11 protein-coding genes are annotated in these 12,289 nt (G+C 33.7%); 8 read left to right on the top strand and 3 right to left on the bottom strand.

The window, feature by feature from the left end; genetic code table 11:
• Positions 1 to 82 precede the first annotated feature (82 nt).
• Genes tnpA through tnpC form a run of 3 tightly spaced genes read left to right on the top strand, consistent with a single transcriptional unit; the run spans position 83 to position 2,381 of the window.
• The gene (gene tnpA / locus AA0017_RS00005; RefSeq protein ID WP_413378284.1) at positions 83 to 400 is read left to right on the top strand and encodes an IS66 family insertion sequence element accessory protein TnpA; all 318 of its coding nucleotides are present in this window, start codon (positions 83 to 85) and stop codon (positions 398 to 400) included.
• Positions 397 to 753, top strand: coding sequence for an IS66 family insertion sequence element accessory protein TnpB (tnpB, locus tag AA0017_RS00010; RefSeq protein WP_413378286.1), 357 nt, complete (start codon positions 397 to 399; stop codon positions 751 to 753). The genes tnpA and tnpB overlap by 4 nt, the downstream gene beginning before the upstream one ends.
• A gap of 47 nt (positions 754 to 800) precedes the next feature.
• Entirely contained in the window at positions 801 to 2,381 is a 1,581-nt protein-coding gene (gene tnpC, locus AA0017_RS00015; protein ID WP_413382470.1) for an IS66 family transposase, read from the top strand.
• A gap of 37 nt (positions 2,382 to 2,418) precedes the next feature.
• Here the strand turns inward: tnpC and AA0017_RS00020 are convergent, their stop codons facing one another.
• On the bottom strand, positions 2,419 to 2,934 hold the full coding sequence (locus AA0017_RS00020) for a hypothetical protein (protein WP_413378306.1): 516 nt from the start codon (positions 2,932 to 2,934) through the stop codon (positions 2,419 to 2,421).
• Between the two features lie 22 nt (positions 2,935 to 2,956).
• Entirely contained in the window at positions 2,957 to 3,943 is a 987-nt protein-coding gene (locus tag AA0017_RS00025) for a YqiA/YcfP family alpha/beta fold hydrolase (protein ID WP_413378308.1), read from the bottom strand.
• Positions 3,944 to 4,600: 657 nt separating this feature from the next.
• Here AA0017_RS00025 and AA0017_RS00030 point away from each other — a divergent pair.
• Positions 4,601 to 7,162, top strand: a complete 2,562-nt coding sequence (locus AA0017_RS00030; RefSeq protein WP_413378310.1) for an SH3 domain-containing protein — start codon at positions 4,601 to 4,603, stop codon at positions 7,160 to 7,162.
• Positions 7,163 to 7,239: 77 nt separating this feature from the next.
• Here the strand turns inward: AA0017_RS00030 and AA0017_RS00035 are convergent, their stop codons facing one another.
• Positions 7,240 to 8,106: an MATH domain-containing protein gene (locus tag AA0017_RS00035; RefSeq protein ID WP_413378312.1), complete on the bottom strand. Its 867-nt coding sequence runs from the start codon at positions 8,104 to 8,106 to the stop codon at positions 7,240 to 7,242.
• 272 nt (positions 8,107 to 8,378) lie between these two features.
• Between AA0017_RS00035 and AA0017_RS00040 the strand changes: the two genes are divergently transcribed.
• From AA0017_RS00040 to galU, 4 genes are all read left to right on the top strand, one after another.
• Positions 8,379 to 9,413: a glycosyltransferase gene (locus AA0017_RS00040; RefSeq protein ID WP_413378314.1), complete on the top strand. Its 1,035-nt coding sequence runs from the start codon at positions 8,379 to 8,381 to the stop codon at positions 9,411 to 9,413.
• Positions 9,414 to 9,446: 33 nt separating this feature from the next.
• A complete protein-coding gene (locus tag AA0017_RS00045) occupies positions 9,447 to 10,220 on the top strand; it encodes an ABC transporter permease (RefSeq protein ID WP_413378316.1) in 774 nt (257 codons plus the stop codon).
• Position 10,221: 1 nt separating this feature from the next.
• Positions 10,222 to 10,941: an ABC transporter ATP-binding protein gene (locus AA0017_RS00050; RefSeq protein WP_413378318.1), complete on the top strand. Its 720-nt coding sequence runs from the start codon at positions 10,222 to 10,224 to the stop codon at positions 10,939 to 10,941.
• A 127-nt stretch (positions 10,942 to 11,068) separates the two neighbouring features.
• Positions 11,069 to 11,953, top strand: coding sequence for a UTP--glucose-1-phosphate uridylyltransferase GalU (gene galU, locus AA0017_RS00055; protein WP_413378319.1), 885 nt, complete (start codon positions 11,069 to 11,071; stop codon positions 11,951 to 11,953).
• The last annotated feature ends 336 nt before the right edge of the window (positions 11,954 to 12,289 follow it).

Here is a 12,289-nt window from a genome sequence, read left to right on the forward strand (position 1 = left end):
TGTAAGCGTCAAATAATACCCACATTCCAATAACCCTGGTCCCATGCGATACTTTAATCAATAATGATGAAAGGGTGTCGCTATGAAGCGTAAAGAAAAACACGATTTGTGGAAAAAACGCATGGAGGCATACGAAGACAGCGGGGAGACGATACAAGAATGGGTATCTAAACAAGATGACATTACAGAATATCAATTCCACTATTGGCGAAAGAAGATCAAGGCAGAAGTAAACTCAGATTCAAGTGATGAGGCAAGCCAGATTTGGACATCTTTTGATGTCCCTACCTTCCCCACCACATCCATTGAAGTGAGAATAGATGACCTGTCTGTCTATATTCCTGAAAATGTGAGTGAAGACCATTTATCTCGTGTACTACGCGTGCTGAGACATGGATGATCAATCAACGCTCCATTGATAAAGTCTACCTTGCAAAAGGAAATACAGACTTACGAAAATCCATTGATGGCCTCGCGGCTATCGTACAAGAAAATTTTCAATTAGATCCATTTTCCCCGTGTTTATTTGTTTTCTGTAATAGACAACGAGATAAGATCAAAATCCTTCACTGGGAACATAATGGATTTTGGCTCTATTATCGCCGTTTAGAAAAAGGTACGTTCCCTTGGCCAGAAGATTCATCTTCTTCTCCGCAAATGATTAGCCATCGTCAGTTCCGTTGGTTACTTGACGGCCTTTCAATTGATCAAAAATCAGCACATCCAAAAGTTACTGCACAACGTGTCATTTAATGAATAAATGATAAGCAAATGGATGAGAGGTAATGTATAATGAAGCTATGAAAACAACAGAAACCACCTCTCAACCTACAACTGAAGATTTAGAAAAACGTGTCTCATCACTTGAGGAACAAAACGCAGAGCTGACGGCAAAAATTAAATGGTATGAAGAACAATTCCGTCTCAGTAAGCAACGCCAATTTGGTACTTCAAGTGAGAAGACAAATGCTGATCAGTTAGAATTGCCTCTTTTTAATGAGGTAGAAATTACGGCTGACCCATCGATTGAAGAACCTACGGTTGAAACCATTACGTACGAACGTAAAAAAACCAAAGGTCAACGTGATAGTAAACTTGAGAACCTTCCGAAGGAAGTTATTGAGTATCGATTACCTGAAGAAGATCAGGTTTGTTTGTGCTGCAATGGAAATCTACACGAAATGTCGACGGAGGTACGTCGTGAATTAAAAGTTATTCCAGCGGAAGTGAAGGTCATTGAACATGTTCAACATGTCTATGCGTGTCGCCATTGTGAACGCGAAAGTACAGAGACTCCTATTGTTAAAGCTTCCATGCCTAAATCAGTATTCCCTAAAAGTCTAGCTTCGCCATCTGCGATGGCCTACATCTTAAATCAAAAATATGTAGAAGGACTTCCATTGTATCGTCAAGAACAACAATTCGCTCGTTTAGGTGTCTCTTTGTCACGCCAAACATTAGCTAATTGGGTTCTTTATGGTGCTAATACATGGTTAAACCTCATCTATGATCGAATGTATCAATTTCTGATGAAGCTTGATATTGTTCATGCGGATGAAACGACGCTGCAAGTGCTACGAGAGCCAGATCGACCATCAACGGCAACTTCTTTTTTATGGTTGTATCGTTCGGGACAGGAAGGTCCCCCAATTGTATTGTTTGACTACCAGCAAACACGAGCAAGTAAACATCCTAGAAAGTTTTTATCCCCTTTCCGAGGGTACTTACATGTAGATGGATATGCTGGATACAATGGAATTCCAAACGTAACGTTAGTTGGTTGTTGGGCACACGCTCGTCGAAAATTTGATGAAGCTTTAAAGGCCTTGCCTAAAGAACAACAGTCGAAAGATGTCACAGCCAAAGAAGGCTTGAAATTCTGTAACCAACTCTTTGCGATTGAACGAGAAATCAAAGGTTTATCATTCTCTGACCGCCATCAAGTACGTCTAGAAAAAAGTCGACCACTTCTTGACGCTTTTTCAGCATGGCTTCGCATGCAAACGCCAAAAGTGTTACCAAAGAGTGCACTCGGAATAGCGATCAAATACTGCCGTAATCAATGGGATAAGCTAGAGGCTTTCTTAGAGGATGGTAGACTAGAGATTGATAATAATAGAAGTGAGAGATCCATTAAGCCGTTTGTAATCGGCAGAAAGAACTGGATTTTTGCCAACACTCCGAAAGGAGCAAAGGCAAGTGCTGTCACTTATAGTATTGTAGAAACAGCCAAAGAAAATGGCCTCAATCCTTATCAATACTTAATGCACTTATTTGAGGAGCTTCCCAATATTGATGTGAGTGATGAAAACGCCATTGATCAATTGCTTCCTTGGTCAAACAGTCTTCCGGCTCACTGTCGTATTCAACATGATAAGTAGATTATAAGTTAGTCCCCATCTCTTTAATAGGTGGGGACTATTTGACGCTTACTTCTTGATAATAATTTTCTATCTTAGTTTGTGGGTTGTTAACTACTGCTATACCCTTCAACTTGGATGCAAGTATTAAGCTTTGAAATCCTCCAGCTGAAGATCCGTAATATAAAGCATTTTTTGGATGGATTTTCATTTTTTTATAAAGATGGATCAAAATCTCCCCAACTTCACTTAGGTAATGTCTATCCTTTTCACCATAACCCCAACCAATATTCAAATCGTCAGACAAATATAAGGTTGGGTCATTATAATAAATGCAATTCTCATCGAACTTATCTATCCATGAAAAACGGTTAAATAATGGTGGTTGTAATTTAGTACGATTAATCGCACCAGAACCAAATACTATCGCTTTATTGCTATTATTTCTACGATACAATAAGAACTCGAATAATACTCCTTCTTTTTTTACCGTCAGTTTTATTCTTGTTTCTTTTTTGATTATTAGATTTTCTATTTCAGAGAAATTAAGAACTGATGATTCAAAACCATCCAACTACTACACCTTCTTTAAGATACTATTTTACTTCAATCAATTCTGAGGATAATTGTACTTTATTTTTCTTTTTATTGATTGCGAATACTTTAACTTTATAAGAGCCTATTTTATCTAGTTTAAGGTCAATTTGCTTTTGATTTTCAGAATACTTAATATCTTGAATTTTCACATTGTCTTTATAGATATACCAAGCGATAGAGTCATTTTTACTAAGCGTGTTTGCTTTGATTGTTATTGTATTACCTAATCTATATTCAGTTGAATCCATTAATAATTCTAAATGGGGATAGTCTAGAATTTGTCTTACTTTATTTTTAAGAATCGTTGGATAATATTTTATCACTTGGTTGTGGTTATCATAATCACCTAAATCTAACTCATATGATTTTTCATTACTTTCTAATTCTTTCAGAAGCGGTATAATATGTCTTGGATAATGGTATTCGCCTTTACCAACGTGAATAAAAATATTAGGCTTATATTCAGATTTTCTAATAATATCTTTTAGTATATTATTTAAGAATTTATGATCTTTTTCTGTGGTGTTACCAGCCATAAATTCAACTACTAATTGTGAATTTGTTTGCGTTAATAGATAATCGCCTAAAAAGTACTGAGGAGAAGCAATAACTATATCTTTAAATCCATATTTAATCCCATAATACAGAGCTGCATATCCACCTTTACTGGAACCACAAGCCATAATATTTTTAATACCATTTTCTTCAACAATTTGATTAATGAGAGTGATTACACTTCTCTCAATATTAAAGTCTTTATTTTTACATAAATAATAGGTTGCTCGTACTCCAAAATCGTCTAAAATATATAACTTATTACAATCAAATTCATCCAATGTCCTAACGTAATTATATGCTGGTTCTTTACCAATTGCAGGAAATGCGGAAAAAATAATAACTAAATCATTTGTTTTTCTATATGATTTCTTAAATAGGTATTTAATTTCTTTTTCACCTTTGAATATCTTTTCATCTTTAAATTTCATCATCATATCCTCCACTTCGTTACATTTGAATCCTTAGGAAAAGTTAAAGATGATAATTCAAAGATTTCATCATCTTGGCTGGGGATTTGTTGTTTTAGCTCTTTCATATGTCGTTTAAGTGCATTACTTTTAATTGATAATTTATCCTTATTAAAAATGTACCTTTCCCTGATTACATTTTACTAAAATATAAATCATAATTAGGGTAATATCAATCTAAATTAAACTATAATTCATCAAATAGTACTAAATTCTCTTCCAAAATGGGTGTAAGTCGTTTTATATTATTTGTGGAATAGCTCATATCACCTTTTTTGAAACTGATAATTTTGTGCAATAAATTGTAGATTTATATATTCTAGAAAAAATAGTATAAGCATTCATAATTTTATGATATATAAGCTATTCAGTAGTATAATTACTATTCTAATTATTGGAATTTAGGTATTCAATAATTGGGTGTTTTGAACTAGTAAAATCGAGATTGATCCCTCTTTTTCTATAATAAAGGGGGATTTTTAGGTTCTTTTAACATATTCCTCGTTTTATATACAAAATTCTACAAAAAATCTTTAAAGTCTTATAGTAAAATTGTATAATATGTATTATGAATTATTAATAGGGGGTTAAATAGTGTTGAAAACAAGGTCTTTAGTTGTGTTTCTGACTTTGATGTTAATAATATCAAACTTTTATATACCGTTAACTGCTATCGCTGAAGTTGATAAATCAGTTACTAAAGAAAATAGTTTAATAGTAGTATCGGCAGAAACGGAAATCCATGATGAAAATCATGAACTAGTTGGATATGTAAGAGAAGATAGTGAGTTTAAAGCAAACATTGTTGATGGAACGGTTTATATTAAATGGAATAGTGATTTTGTTACAGTAGATAATGAGAACGTTACTGTAATTGAAAATGGCGAGAAAGATATTAAATTTGTCAAAGAAGAAGTACATATTGAAAATTTAATAGATGTAAATGAAGATGTTGATTTATATGATCCGATTAGCTTAGAAAGTGTCGCTACTATTAAAAAAGAAAATATTATTGAGATAATCGGAGAAATTGAAGGTTATTTTGAGGTAACTTTAGGAGAGCGGTTACTATTATTAGAGAAAACCGTTTCAGGAGAAGCATTTACTGAGCAGATAGAAGAAGAGTCGGCTGAAGAAGAGTTGACTGAAGAAGAGTTGACTGAAGAAGAATTGACTGAAGAAGAGTTGACTGAAGAAGAGTTGACTGAAGAAGAGTTGACTGAAGAAGAATTGACTGAAGAAGAGTTGACTGAAGAAGAGTTGACTGAAGAAGAATTGACTGAAGAAGAGTTGACTGAAGAAGAGTTAACTGAAGAAGAATTGACTGAAGAAGAGTTTTCTAAAGGTTTATCGGTCGCTACATTTAGTAATACAATGGCTATAGCTTCAAGCTTTAATAAATATTTTAAAGCAGATAGAAATGTGGCAGTTTATGATAATAGTGGCGGAACTCTCGTTCAAGTGGGAACTTTAAGAGGTGGTCAGGTTTTCCCTATTATAAGTGATTACGGGAATTGGCACCGAATTTCTTTTGGAGATGGTTATGGTTATGTGAGAAAGATCGATACGTCTCCTGATAATGGAAATTCAGTGCGAAATGAAAATAATGGTTTTAATAATTCAACTGCAATCTCTGTTATCCCCAATCAAAACATTAGTGTTTATGATAACAGTACAGGAAGTTTAGTGCCTTTTGGGTCTATACTAAAAGGGGTTTCGTATCCAATTATTAATGAATATGGGCCTAATTGGTATAGAGTAGATTTAGGGGGAAGAGTTGGGTTTATTAGACAAAGTGATGTTAAAACAATCACAAAAGAATTTAAAACTAGTGATAAGTATTTTGAAGTTATAAGAAATACAACGATATACGATAATAGTACAGGTTCACTAGTAGCAAAAGGGACATTAAATGCAGGAGAGCATTATCCAAGAGTAAGTGATTATGGAAACTGGCATCGAATTCAGTACGGTGATGAGTATGGTTATATTCGAAAGTCAGATACAATTCCTAGCACTGGAAGCTCTGTCAAAAACCAGAACACCACATTTAGAAACTCAGATAGGACGTTTAATACGAATAAAAATGTAGCCGTCTATGACAACACATCAGGAAGTTTAGTACCTTTTGCAACTATTAATAATGGAGAAGCATATCCGTTTGTGAATGAGTACGGAACAAATTGGTATAGAGTAATAGTGGCTGATCGAATTGGATTTGTGAGATCTGCCGATGTATCAGTTGGTCCTATTAAAATCTATAATACTACTTCTTATAATTATAGTTTAAATGAGATGTTAGATAGACAAATGAGAGTAAATCCTCAAACTGATTTATATAGAAATCAAAATGCTTTTGTTAGCCAAGATTATATTAGTACAGGTAGTGGTAGTTTTCCAAAGACTGGTCGAGTTACTGCTAGTACGTTAAATGTTCGAGAACAAGCTAATACAAATAGTTGGATTTTTGGAACGTTATCAAATGGAAACAACGTAAACTTAGTAGGACAAACCGGTAATTGGTACGAGATCCGCTTTGGTGCTTGGAGAAGTGCTAAACGAGAGGATGTTAGAAGATATATTGATCCGAATAATTTCGATAAAAATTCACGAGATTATTTACAGTTTTTACAATTATCAAGAAGTGCTGGAACGTCAGCAACTGAACTTAATAAAGCTTTAACTGGTAAAGGTGTATTAGCAGGCACTGGTGCTGCTTTTAAAAGTGCAAGTGAGACTCATAGTATTAATGAAATATATTTAATTGCACATGCCTTACTTGAAACAGGACACGGTCAATCGACATTAGCTAAAGGTGTTCGTGTAACTGAAGTTGGCGGAAAAGCAGTTGAACCAAAGGTAGTCTATAATATGTTTGGGATTGGTGCATTTGATGGAGTGGCTGAAAGAGCGGGAGCTGAGTATGCATATAACGCTGGCTGGGATACTCCAGAAAAAGCGATTATTGGCGGTGCTAGATTCATAGGTCAATCCTATATAAATCACCCTACGCATAAACAAGATACACTATATAAAATGAGATGGAATCCTGGAAATCCTGCAACTCACCAATATGCTACTGATATTGGTTGGGCTGTAAAACAAGTTAGTCTTATGGATCAACTTTACAACCAAATGGATAATTACACTATGTATTTTGATGTACCTAAATATCAATAAAAATTATTGTTTAAAGAGAGACACTCCTAAAAGGGTGTCTCTCTTTGCTAATATAACCTAAAAAATCCACAGGGCTATTACGCTTTTCTCTCTGTTACTTTAATCGAAAGGTTTCCTTTAATGGTTTGATAGAACTCAATCGCATAAAGTTTATGGTTGAGTTCAGTTAAAAAAGGCTTTGGTAATGTTGATTGTTCTAATGGATAAGAAAGTCGTTCTCTTTTATGAGCTTCTAAGATTTTTGCTTCTAAATAAAAATCCCAAATCCCTTCAGTTAGAAAGTGGTCTGAATTTTTGAAAGAAAGAGAGGTTTCCCATTGGGCGTGAATGGATTCATCCGGCACGGTGTGGACGTATTCGTCCTCGGCTTTTCTCTTTTTTAACACTAATGAATAGGGGATTTGACGGACGATTCCTGTTTTTTTTGGCCCTTTTATTAAAATATGGTGCGTGCTTTTGTCTAGGGTTACATCATGAATTTCAGCTTCATGCTCATATTTAGAAAAGAAAGTTTGGGTGTTTAGTAATTGAAAGGTTTTGCTTAAACCAACTTCTTCAAAATATATAATGGTATCATCGTTCAGTACATTAAATCGCTTGTTTGTTTGAAATGCAACCATCTGTGAATGATGATAATATACTTCTTCCACATGAACGATGATAGAAAAATAATCATCTTGAGTTTCAAAGGACAGTTCATCAAGGTTAAGAAAAGCTTCGAAGTTGTAAGTGCTACTATTACTATCAGATTTAGTCAGTTGACTTTTCATGCTGTATTCATGGTTTGTTTTATGATTCATAAGGGAAAAGGAAATTTCGGTTGATATCTTTTCATTTAAATTTAGCTGTCCATTTATATGGAAGGTCGAATGCTTTTCGCTCATTGTAATATTTGGCGAAATTTCAACAATATCTTTAAGAAACAAGTTTTTCTTTTTTTGCATAACTATTTACTCCTTATTTGGGTCAAATTTCGTTCTGAAAATGAAGCCTATTATATGAAGAGGATTGTTCTTTAATTAAATTATCTACCTTTTGCGATTTTATACTTAAGCTCTGTCTTTGTGAACCATTATTTTTAAGATAAAATCGGGAAAGTTTGGACAAGTGTGTATAATTTATCACTCTATTTACATCATATATAGAATAGGTTACTATATATGAAGCTTTATGAAAATATCTAAGATTAGTTTAAAAAAAGAGTGTGGTGAAAGTGATGAGTCAATCTTCAATAGAACCTTTAAAAAGACCATTATTTACAGTACTAGTTGTAACAAGAAATGAAGAGAACTACATCGAACGATTGTTAGAAAGACTTGTGAACCAAGATTTCCCGAATGATAATTATGAGATTCTTATTGTTGATGGCATGTCATCAGATAACACACTACAAATTGCTAAACGATATAAAAAGGAAAGTTCGCCACGTGTAGATGTATTTATCAATGAGAAAAAAACATTACCTCCTGGATGGAATATCGGTATAAAAGAAGCTAAAGGTCGTTATATTCTACGTATTGATGGGCATACGGAAGTCGATGAAGGCTTTTTAATTAAGTACGAAGAGATGATTAAGAAAGAACCAAACGCGACTTGTGTGGGTGGTATTATCGAATCTAAAGGCAAGGGCTTTCAAGGAGAAGTTAATGAATATGTTTATTCGCACCCTTTTGGAGTAGGAAAATCTAAGTTTAGAACATTAAAAAAAGATTGGCAAGGGTATGTGGATACCGTTCCGTATGGGGCCTATAAACGTGAGATCTTTGAAGAAGTAGGTTACTTTAATGAAGATTTAAAGAGAAACGAAGATATTGAATTTCATAAAAGGATTCAAAAGGCGGGAGGTCGTTTTTTCTTGTCTACAAACATTCGTTCTACTTATTTTGTACGTGATTCAATGAAAGGTCTGATCGAAAAGTCTTTTAATGATGGTTTATGGTCAATGGTTGCGAACCGAGTAACACCTGGGTCACTTAGCAAACTGAAATTGTTACCGTTGTTTGCCTTTTTATTAGGAGTTTTATTAATTGTACTTAGTTTTTTTAACATGATGTATTTATATATTCTTGGTGGACTGTTTATATTATATATATTATTAACTTTTGTTGTTAGTATACAATTATCTATCGAAAAAGGCTTTAAATATTTAGGGCTTAGTATGCTCACGTTTTTTTGTTTACATTTCTTTAGAGGGCTAGGGTCTTTTTTGGCTTTCTTTCATCGTAAATTCTGGACAATTAGGGATTACTGAGCTTTTTAAACTATTTAGTTAGGTTGAGGTAAAATGTTTGAAATTATAAAATATAGATACTTACTTGCTTTTTTAGTGAGAAAGGAATTAAGGGTAAAATATAGAAACACACTTTTAGGTTATTTTTGGTCATTATTAGAACCAATCGGGTTAATGATTATTTATTCCATAGTTTTTTCCTTTATAGCAAAGTTTGATATGGATAATTATCCATTATTTCTTATTTCAGGATTAATACCGTGGATGTTTGTCAATCACTCGGTTGTAAGGGGAACAAAAATCTTAGCCTTAAATGCTACTTTAATTAAAAAGGTTTATTTCCCAAGGCAATTATTTCCATTGACAGTTGTTTCAACAAATTTGGTAAATCTTCTTATCTCCCTAGCATTAATTACGGTGTTTTCATTATTTGTAGGGGCATTTCACTTCACTTCCGTTTTAATTTTGCCTCTTGCTATTGTGTTACAATTTTTCTTAGTGTTAGGTGTCGTTTTATTATTATCGGCAATAAGTGTATATTACCGAGATGTTGAGTTTGTAAGTAGTTTAGGAATAAGAGGTTGGATGTACTTATCGCCAATTATTTATCCACTTCATATTATTCCAGGACAATATCACAATCTTTATATGCTAAATCCGATGGCCACGATTATTACGATTTACCATAATGTATTTTATGGCGGAGAGGGAATAGAAATGGTGTCTATCCAATGGATTGGATATACAATTATTTTTATAGTAGTTCTTCTACTCATTAGTTGGAAACTATTCGATCGAATGAGTAAAAGGATGGGAGAAGTGATTTAATATGAATGCAGTAGAAGTCCATGGTGTATATAAAGTTTTCAAAAAAGCATATGATAAGACGATGAAAGGTGTTTTCATATCAAATATAAAGAAAGAAAAAAAATTAGAACAATATATGGCATTAAAGGATGTTAGCTTCTCGGTTAAAAAAGGAGAAGCCTATGCGATTATAGGGAAAAATGGTGCGGGAAAAAGTACTTTATTTAAAGTCATATCAGGTGTTATTTTTCCTGATAAAGGTGAAATCAAACTGAACGGAACGATTATGCCTTTAATTGAGTTAAGTGCAGGCTTAAGTAGAGATTTATCGGGTAGGGAAAATATAAAATTGAATTGTGCCATATATGGGTTAAATAATAAGCAGATTGCCGAGATCCTTCCTCATATTATTGAATTTGCTGAACTAGAAGAATTTATTGATACGCCTGTAAAGTTTTATTCGTCAGGGATGAAAGCACGATTAGGATTCTCGATCGCTGTCCATATTGAGACAGATATTATCCTTATTGATGAAGTCCTGGCAGTGGGGGACAAAGAATTTAGAGAGAAGTGTTATGAAAGAATATTAAAGCTAAAAGCAAAAGGCAAAACGATCATTATCGTATCTCATCAGTTGAAGCCTTTAAAAAAAATCTGTGATAGAGCGATGGTACTAAAGAAGGGTGAAGTGTTACGTATAGGTGAAATTAATGAAATGATTGACTTTTATAACAACATATAGAATTCGAAATAGATCGTCCAAAATAATAGATGGAAAAATTAGTCTTGTGGTAACGGTTTTAATAAAGAAGACTATATTGGGCAAAGTTAAGAAATACTTAGTTATTTGGTGAGGAGTGTGTTATGCAATGAAAGTTCGTAAAGCGATTATTCCTGCAGCGGGATTGGGTACAAGGTTCTTACCAGCAACAAAGGCACAACCAAAAGAAATGTTGCCGATCGTTGATAAACCGACTATCCAGTATATTGTAGAAGAGGCTATTGCATCAGGAATTACGGATATTATGATTGTAAGTGGTCGAGGGAAAAGAGCGATAGAGGATCATTTTGATAAATCATATGAATTAGAAGAAACTTTATTGAAAAAAGGTAAATTAGAGATGCTTGAAGAGATTCAGCAAATTTCTAATATGGTTAATATCCATTATATAAGACAAAAAGAACCAAATGGATTAGGGCATGCGATATCGTGTGCAAAAAGTTTTATTGGTAATGAACCATTTGCTGTATTGCTAGGTGATGATATTGTTCAATCTGACAAGCCATGCTTAAAACAATTAATTGAAGTGTTTGACGAATTTGAATCATCTGTAGTCGGTGTACAGGCTGTAAACGACAATGAAGTTTCAAAATATGGTATTGTAGCTCCAATCCTAGAGGGAACAGCTTCGAATACAATGAAAATTTCGGATTTAGTTGAGAAACCTAAGAAAGAAAAGGCTCCATCCAATTATGCAATTATGGGAAGGTATATTCTTACGCCTGAGATTTTTTCTATCCTAGAAAATCAAGAACCTGGTGCAGGTGGGGAAATCCAATTAACAGATGCAATTAAACGTTTAGGTGAAATTCAACCTATTTATGCACATAATTTTATAGGCAATAGATATGACGTAGGAGATAAATTTGGTTTTATTAAAGCTACTATCGACTTCGCTTTACAAAGAGAAGATTTAAAAGATGACGTAGTAAATTATTTAGAACATTTAATTGCTAATCAATTTGTGAGATAGTTGAGAGTAATAAAACTAGTAGAGTATGTTGACTTAGCGGCCGAAATACCATTACCTGGTATTGGCGGCGAATAATATTCGATTGGTCATTCTTCCGGCATACTTCTATCGTCTTATTGTAATATACTATAACTAAAAGGACTACTCTCCTAAGGGCATTAACATTGCCTTAAGAGGGCAGTCCTTTACTCATTTTAAAGATGGTAAGGTTGTTTCATTATGATATGGAGTGCATGTTTTGATGGCTTTATGGTATATTAACATAAGTGAAAAATGACGATAGATTATACGGATTTTGAAGATATGGAAGAGATAAACCCCTATTGGAGGTACTGG

Source organism: Alkalihalobacillus phoenicis (genome assembly GCF_047302405.1).
GTDB lineage: Bacteria > Bacillota > Bacilli > Bacillales > Bacillaceae_D > Alkalihalobacillus.

What these genes read in the sequence shown, in the direction of transcription:
- tnpA (WP_413378284.1), top strand. Translation starts at nt 83, where the DNA reads ATGAAGCGTAAAGAAAAACACGATTTGTGGAAAAAACGCATGGAGGCA.
- tnpB (WP_413378286.1), top strand. Translation starts at nt 397, where the DNA reads ATGATCAATCAACGCTCCATTGATAAAGTCTACCTTGCAAAAGGAAAT.
- tnpC (WP_413382470.1), top strand. Translation starts at nt 801, where the DNA reads ATGAAAACAACAGAAACCACCTCTCAACCTACAACTGAAGATTTAGAA.
- AA0017_RS00025 (WP_413378308.1), bottom strand. Translation starts at nt 3,943, where the DNA reads ATGAAATTTAAAGATGAAAAGATATTCAAAGGTGAAAAAGAAATTAAA.
- AA0017_RS00035 (WP_413378312.1), bottom strand. Translation starts at nt 8,106, where the DNA reads ATGCAAAAAAAGAAAAACTTGTTTCTTAAAGATATTGTTGAAATTTCG.
- AA0017_RS00040 (WP_413378314.1), top strand. Translation starts at nt 8,379, where the DNA reads ATGAGTCAATCTTCAATAGAACCTTTAAAAAGACCATTATTTACAGTA.
- AA0017_RS00045 (WP_413378316.1), top strand. Translation starts at nt 9,447, where the DNA reads ATGTTTGAAATTATAAAATATAGATACTTACTTGCTTTTTTAGTGAGA.
- AA0017_RS00050 (WP_413378318.1), top strand. Translation starts at nt 10,222, where the DNA reads ATGAATGCAGTAGAAGTCCATGGTGTATATAAAGTTTTCAAAAAAGCA.
- galU (WP_413378319.1), top strand. Translation starts at nt 11,069, where the DNA reads ATGAAAGTTCGTAAAGCGATTATTCCTGCAGCGGGATTGGGTACAAGG.